This window comes from Flavobacterium cheonanense (assembly GCF_039539185.1).
Classification (GTDB): domain Bacteria; phylum Bacteroidota; class Bacteroidia; order Flavobacteriales; family Flavobacteriaceae; genus Flavobacterium; species Flavobacterium cheonanense.
Genome location: NZ_BAABCT010000001.1, coordinates 210,159 through 235,665 on the forward strand (window position 1 = coordinate 210,159; position 25,507 = coordinate 235,665).

30 protein-coding genes are annotated in these 25,507 nt (G+C 31.0%); 20 read left to right on the plus strand and 10 right to left on the minus strand.

The genetic code is table 11. The features are described 5' to 3' along the window. Positions 1 to 97 precede the first annotated feature (97 nt). The 10 genes from ABD766_RS01015 (at position 98) to ABD766_RS01060 (ending at position 11,001) form a co-directional block, all read left to right on the plus strand. Positions 98 to 1,708 (plus strand): ice-binding family protein, encoded by a 1,611-nt coding sequence (locus ABD766_RS01015; protein WP_344814965.1) that lies wholly within the window; start codon positions 98 to 100, stop codon positions 1,706 to 1,708. Between the two features lie 158 nt (positions 1,709 to 1,866). After that, entirely contained in the window at positions 1,867 to 2,448 is a 582-nt protein-coding gene (locus tag ABD766_RS01020) for a histidine kinase (RefSeq protein ID WP_344814966.1), read from the plus strand. 78 nt (positions 2,449 to 2,526) lie between these two features. After that, the gene (locus ABD766_RS01025) at positions 2,527 to 4,287 is read left to right on the plus strand and encodes an Ig-like domain-containing protein (protein WP_344814967.1); all 1,761 of its coding nucleotides are present in this window, start codon (positions 2,527 to 2,529) and stop codon (positions 4,285 to 4,287) included. 42 nt (positions 4,288 to 4,329) lie between these two features. Continuing rightward, the gene (locus ABD766_RS01030; RefSeq protein ID WP_344814968.1) at positions 4,330 to 6,330 is read left to right on the plus strand and encodes an OmpA family protein; all 2,001 of its coding nucleotides are present in this window, start codon (positions 4,330 to 4,332) and stop codon (positions 6,328 to 6,330) included. A 216-nt stretch (positions 6,331 to 6,546) separates the two neighbouring features. Next, a complete protein-coding gene (locus ABD766_RS01035; RefSeq protein WP_344814969.1) occupies positions 6,547 to 7,110 on the plus strand; it encodes a helix-turn-helix domain-containing protein in 564 nt (187 codons plus the stop codon). Positions 7,111 to 7,245: 135 nt separating this feature from the next. After that, positions 7,246 to 8,028 (plus strand): MlaE family ABC transporter permease, encoded by a 783-nt coding sequence (locus ABD766_RS01040; RefSeq protein WP_344814970.1) that lies wholly within the window; start codon positions 7,246 to 7,248, stop codon positions 8,026 to 8,028. Then, positions 8,025 to 8,774, plus strand: a complete 750-nt coding sequence (locus ABD766_RS01045; RefSeq protein WP_344814971.1) for an ABC transporter ATP-binding protein — start codon at positions 8,025 to 8,027, stop codon at positions 8,772 to 8,774. Before ABD766_RS01040 ends, ABD766_RS01045 begins: the two co-directional genes overlap by 4 nt. Positions 8,775 to 8,782: 8 nt before the next feature. Beyond that, positions 8,783 to 9,739 carry an MlaD family protein gene (locus ABD766_RS01050; RefSeq protein ID WP_344814972.1) on the plus strand — a complete coding sequence of 319 codons (957 nt, stop codon included), beginning with the start codon at positions 8,783 to 8,785 and terminating at the stop codon, positions 9,737 to 9,739. A gap of 114 nt (positions 9,740 to 9,853) precedes the next feature. Beyond that, positions 9,854 to 10,567, plus strand: a complete 714-nt coding sequence (locus ABD766_RS01055) for an SIMPL domain-containing protein (RefSeq protein WP_344814973.1) — start codon at positions 9,854 to 9,856, stop codon at positions 10,565 to 10,567. Positions 10,568 to 10,647: 80 nt separating this feature from the next. Beyond that, positions 10,648 to 11,001, plus strand: coding sequence for an iron chaperone (locus ABD766_RS01060; protein WP_344814974.1), 354 nt, complete (start codon positions 10,648 to 10,650; stop codon positions 10,999 to 11,001). A gap of 1 nt (position 11,002) precedes the next feature. Here ABD766_RS01060 and ABD766_RS01065 read toward each other — a convergent pair whose 3' ends face one another. From ABD766_RS01065 to ABD766_RS01075, 3 genes are all read right to left on the minus strand, one after another. Continuing rightward, positions 11,003 to 12,124 carry a cysteine desulfurase family protein gene (locus tag ABD766_RS01065; protein ID WP_344814975.1) on the minus strand — a complete coding sequence of 374 codons (1,122 nt, stop codon included), beginning with the start codon at positions 12,122 to 12,124 and terminating at the stop codon, positions 11,003 to 11,005. An 81-nt stretch (positions 12,125 to 12,205) separates the two neighbouring features. Then, positions 12,206 to 12,769, minus strand: coding sequence for a Smr/MutS family protein (locus ABD766_RS01070; RefSeq protein ID WP_344814976.1), 564 nt, complete (start codon positions 12,767 to 12,769; stop codon positions 12,206 to 12,208). Further along, the gene (locus ABD766_RS01075; protein WP_344814977.1) at positions 12,750 to 12,932 is read right to left on the minus strand and encodes a hypothetical protein; all 183 of its coding nucleotides are present in this window, start codon (positions 12,930 to 12,932) and stop codon (positions 12,750 to 12,752) included. Before ABD766_RS01075 ends, ABD766_RS01070 begins: the two co-directional genes overlap by 20 nt. Before the next feature lie 97 nt (positions 12,933 to 13,029). Between ABD766_RS01075 and ABD766_RS01080 the strand changes: the two genes are divergently transcribed. Both ABD766_RS01080 and ABD766_RS01085 read left to right on the plus strand, forming a co-directional pair. Next, on the plus strand, positions 13,030 to 13,311 hold the full coding sequence (locus ABD766_RS01080) for a DUF2752 domain-containing protein (RefSeq protein ID WP_344814978.1): 282 nt from the start codon (positions 13,030 to 13,032) through the stop codon (positions 13,309 to 13,311). Between the two features lie 26 nt (positions 13,312 to 13,337). Continuing rightward, positions 13,338 to 13,670: a CCC motif membrane protein gene (locus tag ABD766_RS01085; RefSeq protein ID WP_298306765.1), complete on the plus strand. Its 333-nt coding sequence runs from the start codon at positions 13,338 to 13,340 to the stop codon at positions 13,668 to 13,670. 58 nt (positions 13,671 to 13,728) lie between these two features. Here ABD766_RS01085 and rocD read toward each other — a convergent pair whose 3' ends face one another. The 5 genes from rocD to tnpA all read right to left on the minus strand — a co-directional run bounded on the left by rocD (position 13,729) and on the right by tnpA (position 17,770). After that, entirely contained in the window at positions 13,729 to 15,009 is a 1,281-nt protein-coding gene (gene rocD, locus ABD766_RS01090; RefSeq protein ID WP_344814979.1) for an ornithine--oxo-acid transaminase, read from the minus strand. Between the two features lie 189 nt (positions 15,010 to 15,198). After that, positions 15,199 to 15,900, minus strand: a complete 702-nt coding sequence (locus tag ABD766_RS01095; protein WP_344814980.1) for a DUF1003 domain-containing protein — start codon at positions 15,898 to 15,900, stop codon at positions 15,199 to 15,201. Between the two features lie 138 nt (positions 15,901 to 16,038). Continuing rightward, positions 16,039 to 16,449, minus strand: coding sequence for an OsmC family protein (locus ABD766_RS01100; protein WP_344814981.1), 411 nt, complete (start codon positions 16,447 to 16,449; stop codon positions 16,039 to 16,041). Between the two features lie 159 nt (positions 16,450 to 16,608). Continuing rightward, positions 16,609 to 17,148, minus strand: coding sequence for a DUF1697 domain-containing protein (locus tag ABD766_RS01105; RefSeq protein ID WP_344814982.1), 540 nt, complete (start codon positions 17,146 to 17,148; stop codon positions 16,609 to 16,611). A 160-nt stretch (positions 17,149 to 17,308) separates the two neighbouring features. After that, positions 17,309 to 17,770 (minus strand): IS200/IS605 family transposase, encoded by a 462-nt coding sequence (gene tnpA / locus ABD766_RS01110; RefSeq protein WP_344814983.1) that lies wholly within the window; start codon positions 17,768 to 17,770, stop codon positions 17,309 to 17,311. A gap of 315 nt (positions 17,771 to 18,085) precedes the next feature. Here tnpA and rlmD point away from each other — a divergent pair, with 315 nt between their 5' ends. The 4 genes from rlmD (at position 18,086) to ABD766_RS01130 (ending at position 21,301) form a co-directional block, all read left to right on the plus strand. Next, positions 18,086 to 19,501, plus strand: coding sequence for a 23S rRNA (uracil(1939)-C(5))-methyltransferase RlmD (gene rlmD / locus ABD766_RS01115; RefSeq protein WP_344814984.1), 1,416 nt, complete (start codon positions 18,086 to 18,088; stop codon positions 19,499 to 19,501). 73 nt (positions 19,502 to 19,574) lie between these two features. Beyond that, entirely contained in the window at positions 19,575 to 20,078 is a 504-nt protein-coding gene (locus tag ABD766_RS01120; protein WP_344814985.1) for a DUF6452 family protein, read from the plus strand. Next, positions 20,050 to 20,781, plus strand: coding sequence for a DUF6048 family protein (locus tag ABD766_RS01125; protein WP_344814986.1), 732 nt, complete (start codon positions 20,050 to 20,052; stop codon positions 20,779 to 20,781). The genes ABD766_RS01120 and ABD766_RS01125 overlap by 29 nt, the downstream gene beginning before the upstream one ends. Positions 20,782 to 20,800: 19 nt before the next feature. Beyond that, complete coding sequence (locus ABD766_RS01130; RefSeq protein ID WP_344814987.1) at positions 20,801 to 21,301, plus strand: hypothetical protein; 501 nt, start codon at positions 20,801 to 20,803, stop codon at positions 21,299 to 21,301. Positions 21,302 to 21,322: 21 nt separating this feature from the next. Here the strand turns inward: ABD766_RS01130 and ABD766_RS01135 are convergent, their stop codons facing one another. Then, positions 21,323 to 21,556, minus strand: a complete 234-nt coding sequence (locus ABD766_RS01135) for a hypothetical protein (protein WP_344814988.1) — start codon at positions 21,554 to 21,556, stop codon at positions 21,323 to 21,325. Between the two features lie 41 nt (positions 21,557 to 21,597). Further along, on the minus strand, positions 21,598 to 22,764 hold the full coding sequence (locus tag ABD766_RS01140) for a THUMP domain-containing class I SAM-dependent RNA methyltransferase (RefSeq protein WP_344814989.1): 1,167 nt from the start codon (positions 22,762 to 22,764) through the stop codon (positions 21,598 to 21,600). A gap of 134 nt (positions 22,765 to 22,898) precedes the next feature. On the opposite strand from ABD766_RS01140, the gene ABD766_RS01145 reads away from it, so the two are divergent. The 4 genes from ABD766_RS01145 to murQ are packed head-to-tail and all read left to right on the plus strand — an operon-like array spanning position 22,899 to position 25,503. Beyond that, positions 22,899 to 23,663 (plus strand): class I SAM-dependent methyltransferase, encoded by a 765-nt coding sequence (locus tag ABD766_RS01145; protein ID WP_298306731.1) that lies wholly within the window; start codon positions 22,899 to 22,901, stop codon positions 23,661 to 23,663. Further along, positions 23,663 to 24,331: a ZIP family metal transporter gene (locus ABD766_RS01150; RefSeq protein WP_344814990.1), complete on the plus strand. Its 669-nt coding sequence runs from the start codon at positions 23,663 to 23,665 to the stop codon at positions 24,329 to 24,331. Before ABD766_RS01145 ends, ABD766_RS01150 begins: the two co-directional genes overlap by 1 nt. A 9-nt stretch (positions 24,332 to 24,340) precedes the next feature. Continuing rightward, positions 24,341 to 24,697 (plus strand): hypothetical protein, encoded by a 357-nt coding sequence (locus ABD766_RS01155; RefSeq protein WP_344814991.1) that lies wholly within the window; start codon positions 24,341 to 24,343, stop codon positions 24,695 to 24,697. Further along, positions 24,694 to 25,503: an N-acetylmuramic acid 6-phosphate etherase gene (gene murQ / locus ABD766_RS01160; protein ID WP_344814992.1), complete on the plus strand. Its 810-nt coding sequence runs from the start codon at positions 24,694 to 24,696 to the stop codon at positions 25,501 to 25,503. Before ABD766_RS01155 ends, murQ begins: the two co-directional genes overlap by 4 nt. Positions 25,504 to 25,507 lie beyond the last annotated feature (4 nt).

The window sequence follows — 25,507 nt, forward strand, 5'->3', positions numbered from 1 at the left end:
ACAATGTAACATAAAGGTGAATATATGTAACTTTTAACAAAGCATATCTTGTTTCCTTTGTTGCGTAGAAACTAATCTACATCTTACATTAATTATTATGAGACTAATATTACATTTCAAATTATTCTTGACCTTTTTGCTTTTTATTCCATTAATCAGTTTTAGTCAAGCTCCAACTATTGGAACTGCAGAAAATTTTGTTCTTTTTACTTCTGTAGGAGCAATTACAAATACAGGAATTTCGCATTTAACTGGAAACATCGGATCTAACAGTGGATCAAGTACCGGATTTGGCAATGTTGATGGAGTAATGCATACTGGTAATTTAACTACCAATCAATGTGCAGCTGATTTAACAATTGCTTACAATCAATTAAATAATGCTATTCCAAATTTTTTTCCAGCATCCTTGTTAGGAAATGGACAAATACTAAATGCAGGTACTTACTCAATTCCAAGCGCAGCGACTCTTAACCTAGGTTTGACATTAGATGCCCAAAATAATCCTAATGCAGTTTTTATTTTCAAAATAGGTGGAGCTTTCTCGTCTGCGGCTAACTCACAAGTAAATTTAGTTAATGGAGCTCAAGCATGTAATGTTTATTGGAAAATTGAGGGTTTAGTTGATTTGGCAGCTGGAACAAGTATGAAAGGAACAATTGTTTCAAATAATGGAGCAATAATTATGGGTACAGGAGTAACTCTTGAAGGTAGAGCTCTTTCTACATCTGGAGCTATTTCGGTTGACGGAGTTTTATCTTTTAAACCTATTGGTTGCGGTAGTCCAACTTTAAATGGACCAACAGCACCAAATTTAAATAGTACAATTTGTTATGCAATTTTTTCTACAAATGGTTCTGTATCTAATGCTGGTATAACGTATGTTACAGGAGATGTTGGTACAAATGTAGGATTAACAACTGGTTATGATGCATTAAATGTTAACGGAACAATACATCCAATTCCAGATACTTCAACTGCTGCTGCTGCTGTAGATTTACTTACTGCATACAATTATTTAAACGTATTACCTTTTGATATTGAATTATTATATCCAGCACAATTTGGAAGTGATTTAGTTTTAACACCACATACCTATTTACTAAATGCTGCAACAGTGTTGACAAATACAGTTTATTTAAATGCTCAAAACAATCCAGATGCAATTTTTGTTATTCAAATTAATGGAGCACTAACTACTAGCACTTATGCCAAAGTATTACTTTTAAATGGAGCACAAGCTAAAAATGTTTTTTGGAAAATAGATGGAGCGGTATTAATAAGCGATTATTCACAATTTAAAGGTACAATTATCTGTAATAATGGAGCAATCGATTTGCTTACTGGAGTTGAACTTGATGGAAGAGCTATGACAACAACAGGTGCTTTAAGTACAGCTGCTATAACAGCAACAATGACACCTGGTTGCATTTCATTGGGAGTAAATCAAAATAGCGCTACTATTAATGCAGCCATTTTTTACCCAAATCCATTTAATGATTTTGTAAACATAACTTTAAATGATGCATCTTATTTGAATAATGCTCAACTAAATGTTTATGATATTTCTGGAAGAGAATTATATTCTATAACAATAACTGATTTGAATACGCAACTAGATATGAGCAAATTAGCTTCAGGTATTTATATTTATAAGATAAATAGCTTTGGCAAAAACATTCAGTTTGGAGAACTGATTGCAAGATAATTTGCAAGCGTTTTAGTTGAAAAGCCACAACAAATTGTTGTGGCTTTTTTTATTTCACTCATATGTGATTTTTATAATTATCATAACAATATATACAATTATTACTGCTAAACGTTTAGTAGTTTTGTGATATAAAATTCTCCTTTAAATATTTTAAAATGAAATCTTTAGCTATTAACACTATTCACTCAAAACAGAAATTCATAAATAGAAATGCAAATAAACGTGTTCATAATACAACAAATATTATAAGGCTTAAAAATGCAAATAAGCTTTTGCTTTTTCAAAATCAAGAATGTAAAAATAAATCTACAGAATTAAAAATAGCTAATAATAAACTTCAATTTCAAAACATAGAAAAAGAAAAAAGAGCATCAGAGTTAGTAATTGCAAATAAAGAATTAACATTTCAAAAAAATGAAAAAATTAAAAGAGCAAGTGAATTAAAATACCTACTCAAAGAATTAGAAAAAGCGGAAAAATTCCAAAACACATATATAAACGGATTAAAAGAAATCATATTTATTACTTCACATGACGTAAGACTTCCATTAGCTAACATAATTGGAATATCTGAGTTATTAAATGAAATTGACAATACACCTGAAGAAATAAACATGTGTATTGATTACTTAAAAAAATCTGCTCTTTTATTAGAAAATTCAACTAAAGAATTAACTTTCTATTTAACCAATTTAGAGCACTCAAGTAAAAAATATAATGCAATAAATTATATGTGAAAAATACAAGACTTAATTAAAACAATGTAACACAATTTTCATTACATCTAATCACCTTTGTTTCAAATAATATATAACATGAAACAAAAAAAAATATTGGTAGCTATGGCGATAGTCTTAGTTACAATAATTACAAGTTGTGCAAAGGATGATTTTCAGGAAACACTTGGGTTATGCCCAGTTGTTACATCAACAAATCCTATTAATGGTGCTACATCAGTGCCTCTTAACCAAGTTGTAGTTGTAACCTTTAATGAGGAACTTAATCCCAACACTATTAATGCTAATTCATTTATAGTAACCGGAAGTTCAACTTTATCTGGGTCGATAACCTATTCTGGATTAACAGCTTCATTTACACCTACAGTAAATTTATCTCCAAACACAACTTACTCCATAAAAATAACTACTGCTGTAAAAGATTTAAGAGGCAACGCTTTACAAGAAGATTACATCTTTACATTTAGTACTGGTGCTACATTACAACCTATTGTAATTTCAACTAGTCCAACATCCAATGAAACTGGAGTTGCATTAAATAAAGTGGTAAGAGCAACCTTTAACATGCCAATGGATGCAACTACCTTAAATACTTCAACATTCACTTTAAAACAAGGAACAACAACTATTACAGGAGTTGTTACCTATTCTGGAAACAACGCCTTTTTTACCCCAAGTACTAATTTAGTTTCAAATACAATATATACAGCTACAATAACAACTGGAGCTAAAAATTTAGCAAATACTCCTATAGCTTCAAATTATGTTTGGAGTTTTACTACAGGAACAATAGTTGCTCCAAAAGTTATTTCTACAGATCCAAGTAATAATGAAACTGGTGTATTACTTAACAAAGTTATTACCGCTACTTTCGATATGCCAATGAATCCTTTAACTATTAACTCATCAACATTTACTTTAAAACAGGGAACAACAACTATCGCAGGAACTGTAAACTATAGCGGAACAACTGCTTCGTTTTCACCAGCAAATCCGCTTTTGGCAGATGCATTATTTACAGCTACAATTAGTGTTGGAGCTAAAAACCTCGCAGGAACTTCAATTACTCAGGATTATGTTTGGAAATTTACAACGATAAATCCATCAATTGGTCCTAATTTAGGAACAGCATCACAATTTGGTGCTTTTGGAGGAAATGCTGGTGTAACTAATCAAGGAATTAATACTGTGGTAAACGGTAGCATAAGTACAACGGCTGCATCTACTCTAATTACTGGATTTCATGATGCAACGGCAATTTATACTGAAACACCTTTAAACAAAGGTCTTGTAACTGGTTCAATTTTTACAGCACCACCAATACCAGGAACAGCTGCTTCTTTTGCAATTGCAACTCAAGGATTGATTGATGCTAATGCAGCTTACATAAGTATTTCACCAGCAATGAAGCCCGGAGGAACTGATCCTGGCGCAGGAGAATTAGGTGGATTAACCTTAACACCCGGAATATATAAATCTGCTAGTGGCACTTTTAATATCTCAAATGGAAATTTAACTCTAGATGCTCAAGGTGATCCAAATGCAGTATGGATTTTTCAAACTGCTACAGGTTTAACCGTTGGTATTGCTGGCCTGACTGGAGCTAAAAGCGTTATTTTAATTAATGGTGCACTACCTAAAAATGTATTCTGGTACGTTGGAAGTGCTGCCACAATAAATGGTGCTGGTGGCGGAACAATGGTAGGAACTATTATCGCAAATTCTGGTGTTACATTTTCAACAGCCGGAAATTCAACCCAAACAATTTTAAACGGAAGAGCGTTATCACTTGTTTCATCTGTAACAATGGTTAATACTACAATTAATGTACCTCAATAACTATATAAAATGTCTTTAAAAGAGATTTATAAAACTTAAATTATGAAAATAAAAAACACAATAATCATTGAATCTCCATTGTTGAGAATCATAAATCAGCTTAAATTTCAAACATTAATTATAGTAACAATATTTGTTATTATGGGTTTGACTAACCTTTATGCTCAAGAAAAACAATATACAAAACCATCATGGAAGTTTGGTGTTGCAGCCGGAACAAACCTTAATTTTTATCGTGGTTCAACGCAAATGTTAAATGCTAATTTCACACCACCAACTGCTTTTCATAACGGATTTGGCGTAGGTTTATTTATTGCTCCCAGTATTGAATATTACAAACCAAATACAAGACTAGGATTTATTTTACAAGCAGGTTATGATAGTCGTCGAGGAAATTTTAGTGAAGTACTTACACCTTGCAATTGTCCTGCAGATTTAGAAACTAAACTTAGTTATATTACAATAGAACCAAGCTTGCGCTTTGCTCCTTTCAAATCAAGTTTTTACTTATTTGGTGGACCAAGATTTGCATTTAATCAAGATAAATCGTTTACTTATATTCAAAAAACAAATCCAGATTTTCCGCTTCAAGTTCAAAATCCAGATGTTAAAGGAGATTTTAGTAATGTAAACGAAAACATAATTTCAATGCAAATTGGATTAGGCTTTGATATTCCACTTAATGCGACAACAAGTAAAACACAATTTATAGTATCGCCATTTGTTTCTTACCATCCTTACTTTGGTCAAAATCCGAGAAGTACTGAAACATGGAATGTAAATACATTGAGAGCCGGTTTAGTTTTAAAATTTGGTCAAGGTCGTTTAATTGAAACTCCAGTTGACGGAAAAGTAACTTTTACAATTAATCCTCCAACAAATGTAGAAAATGTAAAAATTATAAGAGAAGTATTTCCTATTCGTAATTATATCTTTTTCAATACAAATTCTAATGAAATTCCAAGCAGATATGTTCTTTTAAATAAAAATCAAGTAAAAGATTTTAAAGAAGACAAAGTTCAATTCAAAGCTTCTAAAAATTCGTCTAAACGTTCTGAACGTCAAATGTTAGTGTATTACAACATATTAAATATTCTTGGCGACAGAATGGTTAAATACCCAAGTACATCAATTAACCTTGTAGGATCATCAGAAAATGGTCGAGAAAGCGCATTAACCATGGCTAAAAATGTAAAAACCTATTTGGTTACTATTTTTGAAATTAAAGAAAGTAGAATCACAATCGAAGGAAGAGATAAACCTGCAATTCCATCAGAAGTTGAAGGTGGAACTCGTGAGCTTGAACTAATAAAAGAAGGAAATAACAGAGTTTCTATTGAAAGTAATTCACCAGAATTATTGATGGAATTTCAAAGCGGAAAAGATGTTCCTTTAAAAGCTATTGAAATTGTAACTGGAAACGAAAACCCTAACGGTGATGTTATTTTTAATGTAAGTGGAGCAAAAGAAGCATTATCATCTTGGACCTTAAAAATTAAAGATGAAAAAGGAAAATCACAAAATTTTGGTCCATATAGTGAAGAACAAATTAGTCTTCCAAGAAAAACTATAATGAATAATCAACCTGAAGGCGATTATGTTGTTACTATGAATGGAATAACTAAATCTGGAAAAAACATATCTCATGAAAACATAATTCATCTTAAACCTTATGTTGCTCCAATTATTCAAGAAAGTATCCGATTTAGTGTGATTTATGAATATAACGAATCTAAATCAATAGCCATTTATGATAAATATTTAACTGAAATTGTTGCACCTAAAATTCCACAAAACGGAAGAGTTATTATTACAGGTCATACCGATATAATTGGTGAAGCTGATTACAATAAAGGATTATCATTAGCTAGAGCAAACGATGTAAAATCTATATTAGAAAAAAGTCTTGCAAACTCTGGTAGAACTGATGTGAAATTTGAAGTTCGAGGCGATGGTGAAGATGAAAATTTAGCACCTTTTGAAAACAAATTTCCTGAAGAACGCTTTTACAATAGAACTGTTGTAATTGATATTTTAAAATAAACCCCATAAATAAACCGTCTTTTATAAACATATAAGGCGGTTTATTCATTCATTAAAATGTATAAATAAAAATCTAAATCATATAAATCTAAAGGTATTCTAATAATTAGCTTTGCACCGCTAAAAATAGCTTACCTTTACAAGAATAGAAATTAGAAAAGTACATGATATAAATCAACAACTAGCTAATACGCTACTGTAAAATAGATTTATATTATGAAAATACACATAAAATACATGGTTTCACTTCGTTGCAAAATGGCAGTGAAAGAAGAATTAGACAAATTAAAACTGAAACACACTTCAATTGAACTCGGTGAAGTAAATCTGAAGAAAGATATTTCTGGAGATGACAGAGAATTTTTAAGAAAAGGACTTTTAAAAAAAGGACTTGAACTCATAGATGACAAAAAATCTTTATTAATAGAGAGAACTAAAACAACTATAATAGAACTTATTCATTATTCTGAAAAGAATCCGAAAGTTAATTATTCTGATTTTATAGGTGAAAAACTTGATTACAACTACAACCATTTAGCGTCACTTTTTTCTGAAGTAACCGGAACAACAATAGTTAATTACATAATAATCAACAAAATAGAAAGAGTAAAAGAACTACTTTTATATGATGAGTTGAGTCTTACAGAAATAAGTTTATTGATGGAATACAGTAGTGTTGCACACTTGTCACACCAATTTAAAAAAGTTACTGGCTTAACTCCTACTTATTTCAAAAAAATAAAACAATATAAAAAACGAATTATGCTAGAAGACTTATAAAATTTAAGCATCATAAAAAAATTAAATCTGTTTGTTATTCAAACGGATTTTTTTTGTTCATTTTTTTCACAATATATTCAATAAAATGTTGTAACTTTATTATAATCGTTTCATAATGAAACTAATTCTTTAAAAATGGACATGATTTCGAAGTTTATAGAATCTTTAAAATCGTTCTTTATTGAAATCGGTGAACTCTCCTATTTCACTGGTAAATTTTTTGTTGAAGTTTTCAAACGTCCTTTTGAGTTCAAAGAATTTATTCGACAATGCTATTACATGGGAAACAAATCCTTATTACTAGTTGGAGTAACTGGCTTTATTATCGGATTAGTTTTTACCTTACAATCAAGACCAACATTAGAAGAATTTGGAGCAGCTTCTTGGATTCCTTCAATGGTAAGTGTTTCATTAATTCGTGAAATAGGTCCAATTATAACAGCTTTGATTTGCGCAGGAAGAATTGGATCAGGAATTGGAGCCGAATTGGGTTCTATGCGAGTTACTGAACAGATTGACGCCATGGAAGTTTCTGGAACAAATCCTTATAAATATTTAGTTGTTACAAGAGTTTTAGCTACAACTTTGATGTTGCCTCTTTTAGTTTTTTTTGGCGATGTAATAGGAATTTATGGTTCTTACTTAGTTGAGAATCTAAAAGCTGACGTATCGCTAACGCTATATATCAATCAAGTAATAAATATTTTAGAATTTAGTGATGTAATTCCATCAACCATCAAAAGTTTTTTCTTTGGATTTGCCATCGGAATTGTAGGATGTTTCAAAGGATATAATTGTAAAAAAGGAACTGCAGGAGTTGGAAAAGCTGCTAATGAAGCAGTTGTTTTCATTTCTATGTTGCTGTTTATTATTGACTTCATAGCGGTTTTTGTAACTAATATATTTTATGATTTATGATGCAAAAAAAGAACATAAAACCAATTATTGAAGTAAAAGATTTACATAAAAGTTATGGAACGAATCATGTTTTAGATGGATTTCATTTAGACTTATATGAAGGTGAAAATCTTGTAGTTATGGGTAAATCGGGTTCAGGTAAATCGGTGATGATAAAATGTTTAATCGGATTAGAACAATCTGATAGCGGTACGATTATTATCATGGACAAAAACATGAACGATATTCATAGAGAAGATTTAGATGAAATTAGAACCGAAGTTGGATTTCTTTTTCAAGGAAGTGCTTTGTATGATTCAATGTCAGTAAGAGAAAATTTAGAATTTCCGTTACGAAGACATACCAAAAAATTTGGAGTAATTGAAGATACAACTCCACTTGTTATGGAAGCTTTAGAAAATGTTGGCTTGGCAAATACAATCAATTTAATGCCAAACGAACTATCTGGCGGAATGAAACGAAGAATCGCTTTAGCTCGAACTTTGATTCTGAAACCTAAAATAATTTTATACGACGAACCCACAACTGGTTTAGATCCAATTACATCAAAAGAAATTATTATGTTAATGAAATCAATTCAAGAAAAATATAAAACTTCATCAATTATAATCACGCATGATATTGACTGCGCAAGAGTTATTGCAAATCGTATGATTTTATTAATCGACGGAATTAATTATGCTGAAGGAACTTTTGCAGAATTATCTGCATCAAAAGATCCAAAAATTGAAGCTTTTTTTAAATAAAATAGAACATGGAAAAATCAACAAATCAAAAAATTAAACTTGGAATATTTGTCATAATTGGCTCATTATTTTTCATTATTGCTATCTATTTTATTGGTAATAAAAAAGATATGTTCAATGAAACCATTCAAATAAGTGCCGTTTTCAAAAATGTAAATGGTTTACAACACGGAAACAATGTGCGTTTTTCAGGAATAAACGTTGGAACTGTGAAAAAAATAATTATTGTAAATGATTCACTTATAAAAGTTGATATGCTAATCGAGGAAGATATTGCATCCCACATTAAAAAAGATGCTATGGCTTCAATAGGTTCAGATGGTCTAGTTGGAAACATGATTGTAAATATAATTCCAGGTAAAAAATCTAATGAAATGGTTAAAGATGGTGATGTCATTTTATCGGAAAACAAAACATCAACCGATGAAATTCTAAAAACAATAAATTCTACAAGTGAAAATGCTAAGTTAATAACAGATAATTTGGTAAAAATCACTAATCAAATCAATAGTAAAAAAGGTACCATCGGAATGTTGATAAACGATACCGTGATGAGTGACGATTTGAAACAAACAATATATAATTTAAAAGTAACAACCCAAAGTACTTCAAAATCAATGGCTAATTTGAATAAAATAATCACTGATTTAAACAATAAAGACAACGTTGTTGGAGCATTAAAAGATACTATCACAGGAAGAAAAATCAAAATGATTATTGTGAATTTAGAAAAATCAAGTGAGCAAATCAATAAAACCATAACTAATTTAAAAGACGGAAAAGGAGCTTTAAATTACCTTTCAAATGATCCTAAATTGGTAAAACAAATTGATTCTACTATGATTAATTTAAACCAAGCAAGTAGTAAACTGAACGAAAACTTAGAAGCTTTGAAACACAATTTCTTTTTCAGAGGATACTTCAAAAAACAAGAAAAAGCTAAAGCTAAAGCCGCAAAAAAATAAAACACAACATCAATTTAAAAAGATACAATCCTCAATTACAAAAAGTAGTTGAGGATTTTTTTATACTATTTAATAAAATAAATCGTTTTCAGAGGAAATCAAAACTATAACTAAATGAAAAACTTTTTCTTCTTAATTTGTTGCTTGTTTAGCAGCATTGTATTCTCTCAAAACGCTATTAATGATGACAGTACCATAAGTGTTGTAGGTGTTGGAACCAAATCTACTTTCCCAAATGCTGCACATATTACTATTGCCGTTAGATTTGTAAAACCAGCACTTCGTGACGCTATGAACGAAACTCAAAAAACTTCAAAAGACGTACTTACAATAATCAAAAAATACGTTTCAGACACTACCGATATTAAGGTAAGTCTAATTTATACTGACAAAGAATTCAAATACGACAATGCTCAAAAGAAAGAAGTTTTTGTAGGTTTTGAATCCAATCAAAAAATTATTTTTACTCTCAAAGACATCAAAAGAATGCAAGATTTTACCGAAGAAATTCTAAAAACTAAAATCTACGAAATTGAAAAAGTAGCTTATTTCCATACAGAAGCGGCCACTTTTATGAAACAAGCGCAAGAACTTGCCGTAGCTGATGCCATTGAAACAACCGAAAGATTAGCTAGAGCCGCAAAACTAAAAGTTGGAAAAATCACATATCTTAAATCCACTAACAGTCCTGTGAATGCAATTAATATGTCGGTAAACTCAGGAAATCTTCAAACGTATAATAAAAGTATGGGAGGCGAAGGCGTTTCAGCAAGTGGTCAATTACTGAATTATACAGCAAATGTAAATATGAATACTAAAATTGATTAATCTTTTTAAATGCCAAATACGAATCCTCAATTGCAAAAGTAGTTGAGGATTTTTTATATTTGATAGATTAAAAGACACAAATGGACAAACCAAAATCTACCGACGAGTACATTTCTAGCTTTCCAAAAGCAACACAAATTCTCTTACAAGAAGTTAGAGAAACTATAAAAAATGCCGCACCAAAAGCCAATGAAAGCATTAGTTATGGAATGCCTGCTTATAAATTAAATGGAAAAGCTTTGGTCTATTTTGCTGGTTACAAAAACCATATTGGATTTTATGCAACACCAACTGGACATGCCGAATTTACAGAAGAATTAGCTAAATACAAACAAGGAAAAGGTTCTGTTCAATTTCATATAAACGAACCAATGCCTTTAGATTTAATAACAAAAATTGTGAAATTTAGAATTTCAGAAGTACTCAAAAAATAATTTAAATCCCTTTCAACCCATCAATCAAAGCATCAATATCTTCTTTGGTATTGTAATGACTGAAAGAAATTCTTAAACTTGGTTTTTTCAAATCTTCTTCTGCTAAGATTTCTGATAATACGTGTGATGGTTTTACACTTCCACTTTGACAGGCGCTTCCGCGAGAAACAGCAATTCCTTTCATGTCTAAATTAAACAAAATCATAGCAGTCTTTTCTTCTGAAAAAGGAAGTAAAACATTCAAAATATTATAAAAAGTATCGCTTCCGTTAACTTTTATTTCTGGAAAATTAATTTTTAATTGTGATTCACAATAGCATTTCAAATCTGAAATAGCTTGTCGTTCTTCCACTAAATGTTCGTAAGATAGTTCTAATGCTTTAGCCATTCCAGCTACTTGATGCACTGCTTCAGTTCCGGCACGAAGTCCTTTTTCTTGCTCGCCACCATATAAAAAAGGCTGCAAAACGATACCTTTCTTTACGTAAGCAAATCCTGCTCCTTTTGGTCCATGGAATTTATGCGCACTTGCAACTGCGAAATCAATAGGAAGTTCGTGTAAATTAAACTCCTTTTTTCCAACAGATTGCACCGTATCACAATGAAATAAAGCATCATGCTGATGACAAATTCTACCTACTTTTTCAATATCTAAAACAGCACCAATTTCATTATTCACGTGCATTAATGTTACTAAAGTCTTTCCACTTTTAGCCAATAACGTTACCAAATGAGTAATATCAATAGTTCCTGAAGGCAAAATATTTACGTAATCAACTTCAATTCCGAATTGCTTCTGCAAATTTTTAACCGTGTATAAAGTAGCGTGATGCTCTACTTTACTAGTTATGATTCTTTCTACTTTCAAGTCATTTACAGCGCTTTTAAGAATCCAATTGGTACCTTCGGTAGCATTAGCTGTAAAAATAATTTCTTGCGCATTACAACCCATAAGTTTGGCAACAGACTTTCTTGATGTTTCTAAAATCGTTTTTGCACTTCTACCAAAACTATGTGTAGACGATGGATTTCCAAAATCATTTTGAAGTACTTGAATCATTTCATTGATTACTTCATGTCGAACTTGTGTTGTTGCAGCGTTATCGAGGTATATTTTTTTCATGAATTCTAAACTAGTTTCAACATCTTTTTGTGTTGAATTTACATTTCTATTTGGATATTATAAATGCAAAAATACTGATTATTATTTTACATTTTGCTTAAAATAAACTTCCGTTGCACCCAATCCATATTTTTGATAATTGGCATCTTGGAACGAAATATTATCATATCGTTTTAACATAAAATCCAATTCAGCTTTCAAAACTCCTTCACCAACACCATGTATAAAAACGATTTTCGGAATGCGATTTCTGATAGCAAATTCAATGTGTCTTTTTGCCGTTTCTGTTTGGATATTTAGGATGTCGAAATTGTTCATTCCACGAAAATTTTTAACTAATTTTTCGATGTGCAAATCAAATTCAGGGATGCCTTTTTCAATCTTATCCGACTTAAAAACTGGAACATTATTCTTTTTTTTAGGTGTTGAATCAATATTTTTTTTATGTAAAGTATCAGTTGTATTGATTGAACCTAAATAATTGATATTGTTTTCTTTAATTAATTCATTGACAAAATATGTCATCAAAAATCCGTCTGTAGTTTCGATAGTGATATCATTATTTTCAACAGCAACAACAACACCATTTATTGCCTCATCCAAAACCGAAACACTATCTCCTACTTCAAATTTTTTCGCTGTCATTTTCATCATCTTTTGGTGGAACTTTTGCCGATAATTTCATCATGCCAAACATAAAAATTAGGACGGCAATTATCGTAATATACAGGTTTGACTTCTCACTATTTTGGTTCCAAAAAGCAACAAAAAAAGCAATCAGCAAAATGGGAATTAATATTTTTTTCATCATCATTATTTTAAAAAATCAAAAATAGAAAACTTAATATTAGAATGATGTATTTTAATTTTTTATTTGTAAAATTGTAAAGTAATTAATCAGAACAATGGAAGAATATATGTTGCCTTGTTTTTTTAAATCCTACACCGGACTAGATTGTATTGGTTGTGGAATTCAACGCTCCATTAATTTTCTGTTTCATGGAGAGTTTATAAAAGCACTCGAGATTTTTCCGGCTATTTATACCACAATCCTATTCTTTGTATTTATTGGATTGCACCTTTTAGACAAAAGAAGAGAATACCATAAAGTGGTAATATTTTTAGCAATTGTAAATGCTAGTATTATGATTATTTCTTATGTTTACAAAATGAAATTTCTTTATTAAACTTTAAAACCAAAAACTATATAAAAATGGAAAATCGAAAATTACCCAACGCAACCGCAGTTTTAGTCTTAGGAATATTATCAATTCTTTTATGTTGGTGCTATGGTATCATAGGATTGATTCTAAGTATAATAGGACTAGCTATTTCAAGAAAAGATTTCGCAATGTACAATGCTGCTCCTCAAGATTTTGACAACTATCAAAACTTGAACATCGGTAGAATTCTTTCAATAATTGGAATCGTTCTGAACATTCTTGTACTTGCTTATTTCATTTGGATTATTTCAATGATTGGAATGGATGCATTAAGTGATCCTGCAGTATTACAAGAAAGAATTAAAGAATTACAAGGAAACTAATTCACATAAAAAAAACCGTCTCGTTTTACACAAGACGGTTTTTTTTTATCTAAATAATCTACTTTTCAAATTGCTTCAAAGTAGTTATAATAATCGAAATACAATCTAATAATTGTTCTTCGTTCATAACTAATGGCGGAGCGAAACGAATAATATTTCCGTGAGTTGGTTTAGCTAACAAACCGTTATCGCGTAATGCCATACAAATATTCCAAGCTGTGTCGCTTTCTTCTGTATCGTTGATTACAATCGCATTCAACAATCCTTTTCCACGTACTAAAGTTGCGATATTGGATGATTCAACAAATTCTCCTATTTTTTCTCTGAAAATTTTTCCTAAACGACGTGCATTTTGAGATAAATTTTCATCATTAACAACTTCCAAAGCAGCAATAGCAACAGCACCTGCAACAGGATTTCCTCCAAAAGTAGAACCATGCTGACCTGGTTTGATAACATTCATAATGTGATCATTAGCCAAAACAGCCGAAACTGGATAAGCACCACCTGACAAAGCTTTTCCAAGAATTAAAATATCTGGAGCTACATAAGTTGCTTGTTTTTCGCAAGCATTTTCGCAAGTACAATTTCCGCAAACTGCCAATATCGAACCTGTTCTTGCAATTCCGGTTTGAACCTCATCTGCGATAAACAAAACGTTGTTAGCTGCACAAAGAGCTTTAGCTTTCGCCAAATAATCTTCTGCTGGCGTATAAACTCCTGCTTCACCTTGAATAGGTTCTACAAGGAAACCTGCAATATTTTTAGACGATTTAAGCGCGTTTTCTAATGCTTCGATGTCATCGTAAGGAATTTTGATAAATCCTGCTGTATAAGGTCCGAAATTCTTTCTAGCATTTTCATCATTAGAAAACGAAATGATAGTCGTAGTTCTTCCGTGGAAATTTCCGTCACAAACGATAATTTGTGCTTCGTTTTCATTAATTCCTTTTTTCTCATACGCCCATTTTCTACAAAGTTTTAAAGCCGTTTCTACCGCTTCAGCACCAGTATTCATTGGAAGTACTTTATCAAATCCGAAGTATTTTGTTACAAATTCTTCATAAACTCCCAACTTATCGTTGTAAAAAGCTCTTGAAGTTAAAGTTAAAGTCTGCGCTTGATTAACCATTGCTCCAATAATTTTTGGATGACAATGTCCTTGATTTACTGCAGAATAAGCCGAAAGAAAATCGTAATACTTTTTTCCTTCAACATCCCAAACATAAACACCTTCTCCTCTACTCAAAACTACTGGTAGTGGATGATAATTGTGAGCTCCGTATTTATCTTCTAATGCAATAGCATCAGCTGAGCTCATTTTTTCTAAAACTGACATAATTTTTCTTTTTTTACCCAAACTCGTTATGGGCTATTCTAAAATATCAATTCCTTCTTGTGGAGAGAAATCATCCATAGTTGCCAAAATTACAAAAAAAGAAATTCCAAATTCCAATTACAATACTAAATATATCTAATTTAAAGATTGAAACTTCATGTTTGGATTTTGGAATTTTAAAATTGGAATTTATTTCTTAATCTTTTCCAAAATATCATTCATCATTTCGATTTGCACTTTTTGGATTTCTATTAATTCCTGTTGTTGGTGCATGATTAGATGATCTAATTTTTCGTCGAGCATTCTAATTTCGAGTTCCGATTTTAGATTAATCATATAATCTTTTTTGGCTCTTTCTCGGTCTTTTTCTTCTTGACGGTTTTGACTCATCATGATAACTGGAGCTTGAAGTGCAGCCAAACAAGACAAAATCAAATTCAGTAATATAAATGGATACGGATCAAATCCTTTGTTCATCAATAAGTATACATTTGACGCTATCCAAATCATAATAAAGATAAAAAACGATATAATAAATGTCCAACTTCCACCAAAAGCAGCTACTTTATCAGCAATGACTTGACCATACGTTCGATTATCTACTTTATCTTCAACCTTGTTTACAAAAGATTTATTGCCTTTAATAGATTTGACAACTCTCTTTTGTAAATCAGTAAGTTCACCAACTTCCGATTGAAGGAATTTAGAAATATACTTCTCACGATAAATATTCAATTCGCTATCTGCGATAAATTGATTGGAATCGAAATCGGGATGTTCTTCTTTGATTATGTTTAAAATAGGAATGCGTATAGAATTTCCCAAAACTTTTTCTTTCTGTGGGAATTCTATTCCTGAAATAGCGCTAGTAAATGTTGCTTTATCTTTCATAAATAATTTATTGATTTGCTTGTACAAACTTCAAGCTAATAATTTCAAATTTTAAATTCTTGCTAATTTACGATATTTTAAAAACAAAAAACCTCACTTCAATTAAGAAATAAGGTTTCTATTAACTATTTAAATCGATTAAACTAAAGTAGCTGTTGAAGTGATTTCTGTATTTAATAACTTAGAAATTGGACAATTTTTCTCTGCTTTAGTAACTAATGCTTGAAAATCTTCTTTAGAAATTCCTGGAATTTTTGCTTCAACTGTTAAATGTGAACTCACAATTGAACCAGTTACCAAATTGATTTCGCATTTGGTTTGAATGTTTTCTACTGTAAAGCCATCTTCTGTTAAAAAAGCCGAAAGTTGCATAGTAAAACAACCTGCATGAGCTGCTGCAACCAACTCTTCTGGATTAGTTCCAACGCCATCTTCAAAACGTGAGTTGAATGAATATTGTGTATTGTTTAATGTGGTGCTTTGAGTAGTAAGCGAACCTTTTCCTTCTTTTACCGAACCTTGCCATTGGGCTGTTGCATTTCTTTTCATAACTTTTTAATTTTAAATTTTACCAAAACTAAATAATGTTTGTTACAAGAATGTTACATAATTATTGTTATTTCTAATAAAAGAATAGCTTTTTCCTTCTGAAAGTTACATTTGTAATTTCTTATAACTTTTTACTTAGTATTTCGTACTTCGTACTTTCTACTCATATATTTCCAACAACTTTGTAACCGTATTCCAATTTCTGATGGTTGCTGTTACGTTTAGTTTTTTCTCGATGTATTTTTGGTCAAGTCTAGTTTTTCCTGCGCCGATGTCGTATTTTATGAAGATTCTGTTGCCATCAATAACGGCTTCGTCGGGTTTGAATTGGCTTATTTTTAATTCGTTTATAGCAGAACTTGACAATTCTTTAGAAATAAAAGCAACATACAATTTCTTAGTATCAACGTCTTTTTGTTTCAAAAAAGGATTGTTTTTAAAACACAACTCCAAATCATTTTTACCAATTACAATCACGGGAACTTCGTGACCAAAGGTTTTGAAAATTTCTTGTTTGATTTTGAAACCCACACCAAAACCGCTTTCTTCCTCAGTTTCAACAAAAACATTACCACTTTGAATATAAGTAACCACATTAGTAAACCCAATGGCTTCTAAGGTAGTTTTTAACGCTTCCATTTTTATCATGTTGTGTCCTGAGACGTTGATGCCGCGAAGTAATGCTAGGTATTTAGTCATAGTTACAAAATTATCAATATTATTAACCCATATGGAATAATTGCAAAATTACAGAAAGCAAACTACAAGTTCTTATCAATTACATTTTATTAATCCCGTAGGGATAAAATTTGGGTAAAGAAAATAACTTCCTTAAGAAAAAATCCCGTAGGGATGATATTTAGATTGGTTCTTTAAAAATATAATGCTCATCATACTCTATTTCAAATACTTTCAAAAATTTCAGATATTCGTCTCTAAAAGTTTCTTTTTTGTGATGATTCTCTTGATTTTGAATGTAATTAATGACATTATTGACGTGTGATTTGGAATATGAAAATGCGCCATATCCTTCTTGCCATTCAAATTTTACTTTTAAAAACTTCTTTTCATTTATCCATTTAGAAGAACTGCCTTTAATATCTTGCAATAAATTAGAAATTGATTGTGTTGGTCGCATTCCAATAAAAATATGCAAATGATCAGGCATTCCATTAATAGCAAGTAATTTATGATTGTTTGCTTTAATAATACCTGAAATATATTGATATAATTCCTCTTTGAATGATGCATGGATTAGTCCGTTACGGAATTTTACTGCAAAAACAAATTGAACATGTATTTGTGTGTAGGTATTTGCCATTTTTAAATATCGTCCCTATGGGACTTCGCATACTATTGAATTATTTTTATCTACCAGAATTTAATCCCTAACGGGATTTAGTGAATTGCTAAATTATAAAAATACTTTTATTCATTGTTATTCTAAATTTTAGGATATTGATAATGAAACTAATTTTCATATGTAAATATTATTTGTTATTGTGCATATGTATCACTATTTTCATTGGTGTTTGCAAGCAAACGACTTGATTATGGTGATTTCATAAAAACATAAAATAAATAAAATTTTGCCAAACCCAATCCAAAAAACAAACCAATACATTATTTTTGCCTCATGGGAAAAAAGAAGACAGACAGAATTATATTTGAAAACGTTACCGTACTTGATGCTGGTGCCAAAGGTGTTTCAGTAGCCAAAGCTCCTGAAGGACAAGTAATATTTATACCAAACGTTGTGCCTGGCGATGTGGTGGATGTACAAACTTTTAAGAAACGTAAATCGTATTTTGAAGGAAAAGCGATAAAATTTCACTCTTTTTCAGAAAATCGTATTGAACCGGTTTGCGAGCATTTTGGTGCTTGTGGCGGTTGTAAATGGCAAAACATGAAGTATGAACAACAATTGTTTTACAAAAATAATGAAGTCTTCAATAACCTAAAACGCATTGGTAAAATCGATTTACCTGACTTTGAACCGATTTTAGGTTCAGAAAAACAATTGTTCTACAGAAACAAAATGGAATTTGGGTTTTCAGATACGCGTTGGCTAACCGAAAGTCAGATTCAATCGAGTGAGGAAAATTTGAGCAAGAAAAATGCTTTAGGGTTTCACGTTCCGAAAATGTGGGACAAAATATTAGATATTGAAAAATGTTGGTTGCAAGAAGATCCATCGAACGATATTAGAAATTCGATAAAAGAATTTGCCGATAAAAACGGAATGACGTTCTTCAATGCAAGGAATCATGAAGGTTTGTTGCGAACTTTAATGATTAGAACCGCTTCGACTGGCGAGATTATGGTGTTGATTCAGTTTTTTGAAGACGACAAAGCCAATCGTGAGTTGATGATGGATTTCATTCATGAGAAATTCCCACAAATTACTTCGTTGCAATATGTAATCAATAGCAAAGCTAACGACACACTTTACGACCAAGACATCAAATTATATAAAGGAAGAGATTACATTTTGGAAGAAATGGAAGGTTTGAAGTTTAGTATCAACGCTAAATCATTTTACCAAACCAATTCCGACCAAGCGTATGAATTATACAAAATCACAAGAGAATTTGCTGGTTTAACAGGAAACGAAGTCGTTTATGATTTGTACACAGGAACTGGAACTATTGCACAATTTGTTTCTAAAAAAGCGAAAAAAGTAATTGGTGTAGAAGCTGTTCCAGAAGCAATTGCTGATGCCAAAGAAAACGCCAAACGCAATGAAATTACAAATTGTGAGTTTTATGTTGGCGATATGAAAAATGTTTTCAATGACGATTTTATTGCAAAACATGGTAAACCAGACGTTATCATCACCGATCCACCAAGAGACGGAATGCATAAAGACGTTGTTGAAATGTTATTAAAAACTGGTGCTCCGAAAATTGTTTATGTAAGTTGTAACTCAGCAACGCAAGCAAGAGATTTGGCTTTGATGGACGAAATGTATAAAGTTACTCGTGTGCGACCTGTAGATATGTTTCCGCAAACGCATCATGTGGAAAATGTCGTACTTTTGGAACTTAGATAAGTAAATAGTGAAAAGTGATGAGTAAATAGTCCTTGCTAATCACTTTTTACTAATCACTAATTACTAAAAAACTATGAAAAAGATATTTTTATTATTATTTGTGTTTTCGCTTTTAGGATGTGAGAAGGATGATATTTGTGATGCAACTACGCCTACTACTCCTAGATTAGTGATTGAATTTTATGATTTTAACGCATCTACTGAGACTTTGAAAAACGTAACTGCATTGGGAGTTATTGCACCAAGCTTTACAGAAGGAATAGGTTTTACTGGAGTTAACAAGATTCAAGTTCCATTAAAAACTACAGAAGATTCCACTACATTACGTTTCATTAAGAACGGAAGCGATACTGATGCAACTAATGATAACGAAGATATTTTACAGTTTAATTACTCAAGAAATGAAGTTTATGTTTCACGCGCTTGTGGTTTTAAAACTTTATTTACTTTAAATGCTACAAGTCCAATAGTTCCAACAGAACCATTTAGTAGCGCTAGCTCTTGGATAAAAAATATAGTAATTGTAAAAGCTAACCTTGAAAACGAAAATGAAGTACACGTTAAAATATTCTTTTAGTCTACTATTGCTAGTGGTTTCGTTTTTGGGAAATGCTCAAGAAGTGAAAGTCAAAGACAGTATCAAACCAAAAACAGAACGTTATGGTTTGCGAGTTGGTGTTGATTTGTTCAAATTAACTCGTTCGTTTTATGAAAAAGACTATCGTGGAATTGAATTAGTTGGTGATTTCAAATTGACCAGAAAACACTACATAGCAGCAGAAATTGGAACAGAAAACAAAACTGTAGATGATGACCGATTGAATTTTACTACCAAAGGAACTTACTTAAAAGCAGGTTTTGATTTTAATGGATATGAAAATTGGTTGGGCATGAACAACATGCTATACGTGGGTATGCGCTACGGATTTAGTTCGTTTAGCCAAACTTTGAATTCTTACACCATTTATAATCCCAATCCTTATTTTGGGCAAGCTCCAGAAATACCATCAGGTGAAAAATTCAATGGACTCACAGCACAATGGGTTGAAGTTTTGGCTGGTGCAAAAGCAGAAATGTTTAAAAATTTCTATGTTGGAATGAGTGTACGATTAAACTATTTAGTTTCCAACAAAAAACCAGATGGATTTGACAATCTGTACATTCCAGGTTTCAATAGAACTTACGACGGAAAATTTGGCGTAGGAATAAACTACACCGTTTCCTATTTTGTTCCTATTTTTAAATCCGAGGTTAAACCTAAAGAAGGAAAAAAGAAATAGTAAAGCGAAACATCATAAAATGATAAAAAATCTATTCAATTTAAAAAAAGTAAAAATTTGGGTAATTGGTGTAATGATTTTTTATATATTATTGTCTTATGAGTTATGCTACTTCTTAAGATTTGCAAAAAGTGAAACTCAGAGTCACTACCTTTACTTTTATGCTGTTTTTTCTCAACTATTTATTTATGCTTTTTTATATAAAGCATTGAGAGATATTAAAGTATATTTATTTATTTTTATTATTGGTGTTTTACACCTTTACCTATTTTTCATATTAAAAGAAAATGCATCGCTTATTGGTTTGAAAAATAATACAATTATTAGTCTTAGAAATACAATCATTCTACTAATTATATTTAAAGTCTTACAGTTTGTTAGTATAAAAACTCAAAATCAAGAATTAGTAAGTATCGGTAGAAATAATAAAGATGTCTATGGAACTAGAAATGTTACTAGAGTAGATTACATTCTAGAAATAATCTATATCACAGTAACTTTTATATTATTGATAAAGTAGAAAAACTATATCTAACAAACATTAATTTATCTCCTTCACTCCTTTTACAAAGATAACTTTCATAAACAATTTTTCACCGTCTTTAGTTTTAACGGCTTGAAATTTTGGAGCAAGTATTGTTGCTATAACAAAAGCTACAATCAAAATCCAAATTCCTTTCAAATCTGTAAACGCTTGGATAGCTACTTGCAACGGCAAAAAGAAAGCCGCAAAACTTAACATATTGTAAATAAATGATTTTGTTGATTTACTCATTTGTCTGTAGTGAAATTATATATTGTACTTTTATAAAACTGCTATTCGCCTTCTGCTATCTGAAACTTTGTTCGTTTACTTCCTTCATACATTTCGTATTTTACCAATCGCGCTTCTAAACTTCCGTTAAAAAGTTTAATTTTTCTCGAAGGTTTTAGTCCAACATGTTTCAATGCTTCTAAGTTTGCTGTAATAAACCAAGCATGAGTTCCTGGATAATTTTGTTTCATGGTATCGCCCATTTCTCTGTAAAAACGCTCTAAATCAATATCTAAACGTTCGCCATAAGGTGGATTGAAAACCATTTGCAACGGACCAGAAGTTTCTTTTTTAGTATCAAAGAAATTTTGTTGTTCTACTTTAATATAGTCATCAAGGTTGGCATTTTTTATATTATCAATAGCTTTATTGACAGCACTTGGCGCTTTATCGTATCCTTTTATAGTGTAATGAAATTCACGTGTGCGTTTCATTAATGCATCAATGATTTGATCAAACAAATCGTTATCCCAATCGTTCCATTTTTCGAAAGCAAATTCTTTTCTATTGATGTTGGCTGGAATATTACAAGCAATCATTCCGGCTTCAATAAGAATTGTTCCAGAACCACACATTGGGTCTAGAAAATCAGTTTTTCCTTCCCAACCAGCTAGCAATAACATTCCTGCTGCTAGAACTTCGTTTATTGGAGCAATGTTCGTTGCTGTTCTATAACCTCTTTGATGCAAAGAATTTCCAGAAGTATCCAAAGCCACCGAAACTTGGTCTTTATCGATGTGAATATTGATTCTTAAATCTGGATAATCTTTATCAATACTTGGACGAACTCCAGTTTTCTCACGAAATTGATCTACAATAGCATCTTTAGCTTTTTGCGATACAAATTGTGAATGTTTAAAAAAATCAGAGTGAATGGTAGTATCAATTACAAAAGTTTGATTGGCATTCAAATACTTACTCCAATCAATTCCTTGTATTCCTTTGTAAAGTAACACATCGGTTTTTGCTCTGAAATAATAAATTGGTTTTAAGATTTTTAAAGCGGTTCTCAAAGACAAATTGGCTTTATACATAAAACCTTTATCGCCTTTGAAACTTACCATTCTTGTCCCTATTTCAACATCTTGCGCACCTAAAACACGTAATTCTTGAGCTAATATTTCTTCAAAACCAAAGAAGGTTTTGGCAATCATTTTAAAATTTTCCATCTTTATAAAATCCAATATACAAATAACAAATTCCAAATAAATTTCAAAAGATAAAATATCAAACTTCAAACTTGGAATAACTTCTGCAAAAATACACTAAATTTGCACGCTAGGAATTTTATGAACAAGAATTAATGTCAGAAACAGATAAACCCGGAACTCGAAACTCGAAACTCGCAACCAATAACTGGTTCGCCTCTTGGTTTGATACACCTTATTACCACATTCTTTATAAAGATAGAAATTACCGTGAAGCACAGATTTTCATGGACAATTTAACGCATTATTTAAACTTACCTGAAAAGGCAAAAGTATTAGACTTAGCTTGCGGAAAAGGACGTCATTCTATTTACTTGAATCAATTAGGATTTGATGTAATTGGTGCCGATTTATCTGAAAACAGTATTGCTGAAGCTACTAAAAATGCGAATGCAACTTTACATTTTGAAGTGCATGACATGCGAGAAAAATTTGAAGATAAATTTGATGCTATCTTTAATTTATTTACCAGTTTTGGTTATTTTGAAAATGATAATGATGATTTAAAAACATTAGTTGCAATAAAAGAAAGTCTGACCGATTACGGATTCGCTGTAATTGATTTCATGAATGTGCATCAAGTAATTCCGAATTTAGTTCCTGAGGAAGTTAAAACTGTTGATGGAATTGATTTTCATATTAAAAGATATGTTGCCGATAATCATATCATCAAAGAAATTGATTTTGAAGATAACAATGAAAAATATCATTTTACAGAAAAAGTGAAAGCGTTGACGTTAGAGGATTTTCAAAATATGATGAACGATGCCGGAATTTATTTATTGGATACTTTTGGTGACTACAAGTTGAAGAAATTCCATAAAAATACTAGCGAACGATTAATTATGATATTTAAATAATGAATTATTTATTACCTTTATTATCGGTTTTAATTGGTTTTTTTATAGCGATAGCATTAAAACCTAGAGCCAAAAAGAATTTAAAATTACTATTAGCTTTTAGTGGTTCTTTTTTGCTTTCACTTACAGTAATTCACTTGCTTCCAGAAGTATACGAATACCATAATCACAATGTTGGGATTTTTATAATGATTGGTATTTTGTTTCAAATAATATTAGAATTTTTTTCAAAAGGAGCAGAACATGGTCACGTTCATGGACATGATAAAATGGCTCAAATGCCTTGGCTATTATTTATTAGTTTATGCATTCATGCTTTGTTAGAGGGCTTTCCTGTTGGTCATCATCACGAATTGGCGCTGGGAATTGCTATTCATCACCTTCCAATTGCCATCATCTTAACTACTTTTTTCTTGAATGCTGAGTTAAATAAAACTGCTTTGTTCCTTTTTATGTTAACCTTTGCCATAATGACACCGCTTGGGACTTTCATTTCTGATATTTTTCCAGCTTTAAATCAATACTATAATGAGATTACTGCAATAGTAATTGGAATTTTATTCCACATCTCTTCCACTATTATTTTTGAAAGTAGCGAAGGACATAAATTCAATATTGCAAAAATCTCTATGATAATTTTAGGAATTGTTTTGGCTTATTTTATGTAGATTTACAACATGAAAAGATTTCTATATTTTACATTATTTATACAATTACTTGCTTCTTGTAATAATGATATAAAATTTGATAAGAATAAATGGCAGGTAAATTCTGATGGGTTTTACATTCATAGAGATAAAATGATTAATGATTTATTTTCTAAACATAATTTATCAAATTTAACTTATGATGAAATTATAAATTTACTAGGTAAACCAGAAAATTATGCTAATGTTGATGAAAATGAAATTTATTACAATATCGTAACTGATTATGGATGGAATATCGATCCTGTTTATACAAAAAATTTAAAAATTCAATTCGACACACTAAATAAAGTCAAAGATTATAAAATTGAAGAAATAAAAAAATGAACTTCACTAAAACCACCGAACAATCTTCCAAATACGAGCATTTAGAAAAAATGTCTGTTTCCGAATTGTTGACAAACATCAATAATGAAGATAAAACCGTTCCGTTGGCAGTTGAAAAAGCTTTGCCTCAAATTGAGTCGTTAGTTTCAAAAGTGGTTGAAAAAATGAAACTTGGTGGACGACTTTTTTATATTGGAGCAGGAACTTCTGGAAGATTAGGAATCGTTGATGCTTCAGAATGTCCTCCTACATTCGGAGTTCCATTTGATTTGGTAAACGGAATTATTGCAGGTGGAGATAAAGCTATTAGAAAGGCAGTTGAAAATGCAGAAGATAACACAACACAGGCTTGGATAGACTTACAAGAACAAAACATTTCAGAAAACGATGTTGTAATAGGAATTGCTGCGTCAGGAACAACTCCATATGTAATTGAAGGTTTGAAAAAATGCAATGAAAATAATATTATTACTGGTAGTATCACTTGTAATGAGGGAAGTCCTTTGGCTCTAACAGCAAACTTTCCAATAGTCGTTGTCGTTGGACCTGAATTTGTAACTGGAAGTTCAAGAATGAAAGCAGGAACAGCTCAGAAATTAGTATTAAACATGATTTCAACTGCAACCATGATTCAATTGGGAAAAGTGAAAGGCAACAAAATGGTAGATATGCAATTGAGTAATGACAAATTAGTTGATAGAGGCGTAAAAATGATTATGGGTGAAATTCCTGTGGATTATGAAAAAGCCAGTCAGTTGTTGAAAGAATTTGGTAGCGTTAGAAAAGCCGTCGAAAATTGGAAATAAAAAC

What these genes read in the sequence shown, in the direction of transcription:
- ABD766_RS01070 (WP_344814976.1), bottom strand. Translation starts at nt 12,769, where the DNA reads ATGACAGCGAAAAAATTTGAAGTAGGAGATAGTGTTTCGGTTTTGGAT.
- ABD766_RS01135 (WP_344814988.1), bottom strand. Translation starts at nt 21,556, where the DNA reads ATGAGTAAATCAACAAAATCATTTATTTACAATATGTTAAGTTTTGCG.
- ABD766_RS01080 (WP_344814978.1), top strand. Translation starts at nt 13,030, where the DNA reads ATGGAAGAATATATGTTGCCTTGTTTTTTTAAATCCTACACCGGACTA.
- ABD766_RS01125 (WP_344814986.1), top strand. Translation starts at nt 20,050, where the DNA reads ATGAAGTACACGTTAAAATATTCTTTTAGTCTACTATTGCTAGTGGTT.
- ABD766_RS01030 (WP_344814968.1), top strand. Translation starts at nt 4,330, where the DNA reads ATGAAAATAAAAAACACAATAATCATTGAATCTCCATTGTTGAGAATC.
- ABD766_RS01150 (WP_344814990.1), top strand. Translation starts at nt 23,663, where the DNA reads ATGAATTATTTATTACCTTTATTATCGGTTTTAATTGGTTTTTTTATA.
- rocD (WP_344814979.1), bottom strand. Translation starts at nt 15,009, where the DNA reads ATGTCAGTTTTAGAAAAAATGAGCTCAGCTGATGCTATTGCATTAGAA.
- ABD766_RS01015 (WP_344814965.1), top strand. Translation starts at nt 98, where the DNA reads ATGAGACTAATATTACATTTCAAATTATTCTTGACCTTTTTGCTTTTT.
- ABD766_RS01075 (WP_344814977.1), bottom strand. Translation starts at nt 12,932, where the DNA reads ATGAAAAAAATATTAATTCCCATTTTGCTGATTGCTTTTTTTGTTGCT.
- ABD766_RS01025 (WP_344814967.1), top strand. Translation starts at nt 2,527, where the DNA reads ATGAAACAAAAAAAAATATTGGTAGCTATGGCGATAGTCTTAGTTACA.
- ABD766_RS01095 (WP_344814980.1), bottom strand. Translation starts at nt 15,900, where the DNA reads ATGAAAGATAAAGCAACATTTACTAGCGCTATTTCAGGAATAGAATTC.
- ABD766_RS01140 (WP_344814989.1), bottom strand. Translation starts at nt 22,764, where the DNA reads ATGGAAAATTTTAAAATGATTGCCAAAACCTTCTTTGGTTTTGAAGAA.
- ABD766_RS01035 (WP_344814969.1), top strand. Translation starts at nt 6,547, where the DNA reads ATGAAAATACACATAAAATACATGGTTTCACTTCGTTGCAAAATGGCA.
- ABD766_RS01050 (WP_344814972.1), top strand. Translation starts at nt 8,783, where the DNA reads ATGGAAAAATCAACAAATCAAAAAATTAAACTTGGAATATTTGTCATA.
- ABD766_RS01045 (WP_344814971.1), top strand. Translation starts at nt 8,025, where the DNA reads ATGATGCAAAAAAAGAACATAAAACCAATTATTGAAGTAAAAGATTTA.
- ABD766_RS01130 (WP_344814987.1), top strand. Translation starts at nt 20,801, where the DNA reads ATGATAAAAAATCTATTCAATTTAAAAAAAGTAAAAATTTGGGTAATT.
- ABD766_RS01100 (WP_344814981.1), bottom strand. Translation starts at nt 16,449, where the DNA reads ATGAAAAGAAATGCAACAGCCCAATGGCAAGGTTCGGTAAAAGAAGGA.
- ABD766_RS01120 (WP_344814985.1), top strand. Translation starts at nt 19,575, where the DNA reads ATGAAAAAGATATTTTTATTATTATTTGTGTTTTCGCTTTTAGGATGT.
- ABD766_RS01060 (WP_344814974.1), top strand. Translation starts at nt 10,648, where the DNA reads ATGGACAAACCAAAATCTACCGACGAGTACATTTCTAGCTTTCCAAAA.
- murQ (WP_344814992.1), top strand. Translation starts at nt 24,694, where the DNA reads ATGAACTTCACTAAAACCACCGAACAATCTTCCAAATACGAGCATTTA.
- ABD766_RS01145 (WP_298306731.1), top strand. Translation starts at nt 22,899, where the DNA reads ATGTCAGAAACAGATAAACCCGGAACTCGAAACTCGAAACTCGCAACC.
- ABD766_RS01055 (WP_344814973.1), top strand. Translation starts at nt 9,854, where the DNA reads ATGAAAAACTTTTTCTTCTTAATTTGTTGCTTGTTTAGCAGCATTGTA.
- ABD766_RS01105 (WP_344814982.1), bottom strand. Translation starts at nt 17,148, where the DNA reads ATGACTAAATACCTAGCATTACTTCGCGGCATCAACGTCTCAGGACAC.
- ABD766_RS01065 (WP_344814975.1), bottom strand. Translation starts at nt 12,124, where the DNA reads ATGAAAAAAATATACCTCGATAACGCTGCAACAACACAAGTTCGACAT.
- tnpA (WP_344814983.1), bottom strand. Translation starts at nt 17,770, where the DNA reads ATGGCAAATACCTACACACAAATACATGTTCAATTTGTTTTTGCAGTA.
- ABD766_RS01155 (WP_344814991.1), top strand. Translation starts at nt 24,341, where the DNA reads ATGAAAAGATTTCTATATTTTACATTATTTATACAATTACTTGCTTCT.
- ABD766_RS01085 (WP_298306765.1), top strand. Translation starts at nt 13,338, where the DNA reads ATGGAAAATCGAAAATTACCCAACGCAACCGCAGTTTTAGTCTTAGGA.
- ABD766_RS01040 (WP_344814970.1), top strand. Translation starts at nt 7,246, where the DNA reads ATGGACATGATTTCGAAGTTTATAGAATCTTTAAAATCGTTCTTTATT.
- rlmD (WP_344814984.1), top strand. Translation starts at nt 18,086, where the DNA reads ATGGGAAAAAAGAAGACAGACAGAATTATATTTGAAAACGTTACCGTA.
- ABD766_RS01020 (WP_344814966.1), top strand. Translation starts at nt 1,867, where the DNA reads ATGAAATCTTTAGCTATTAACACTATTCACTCAAAACAGAAATTCATA.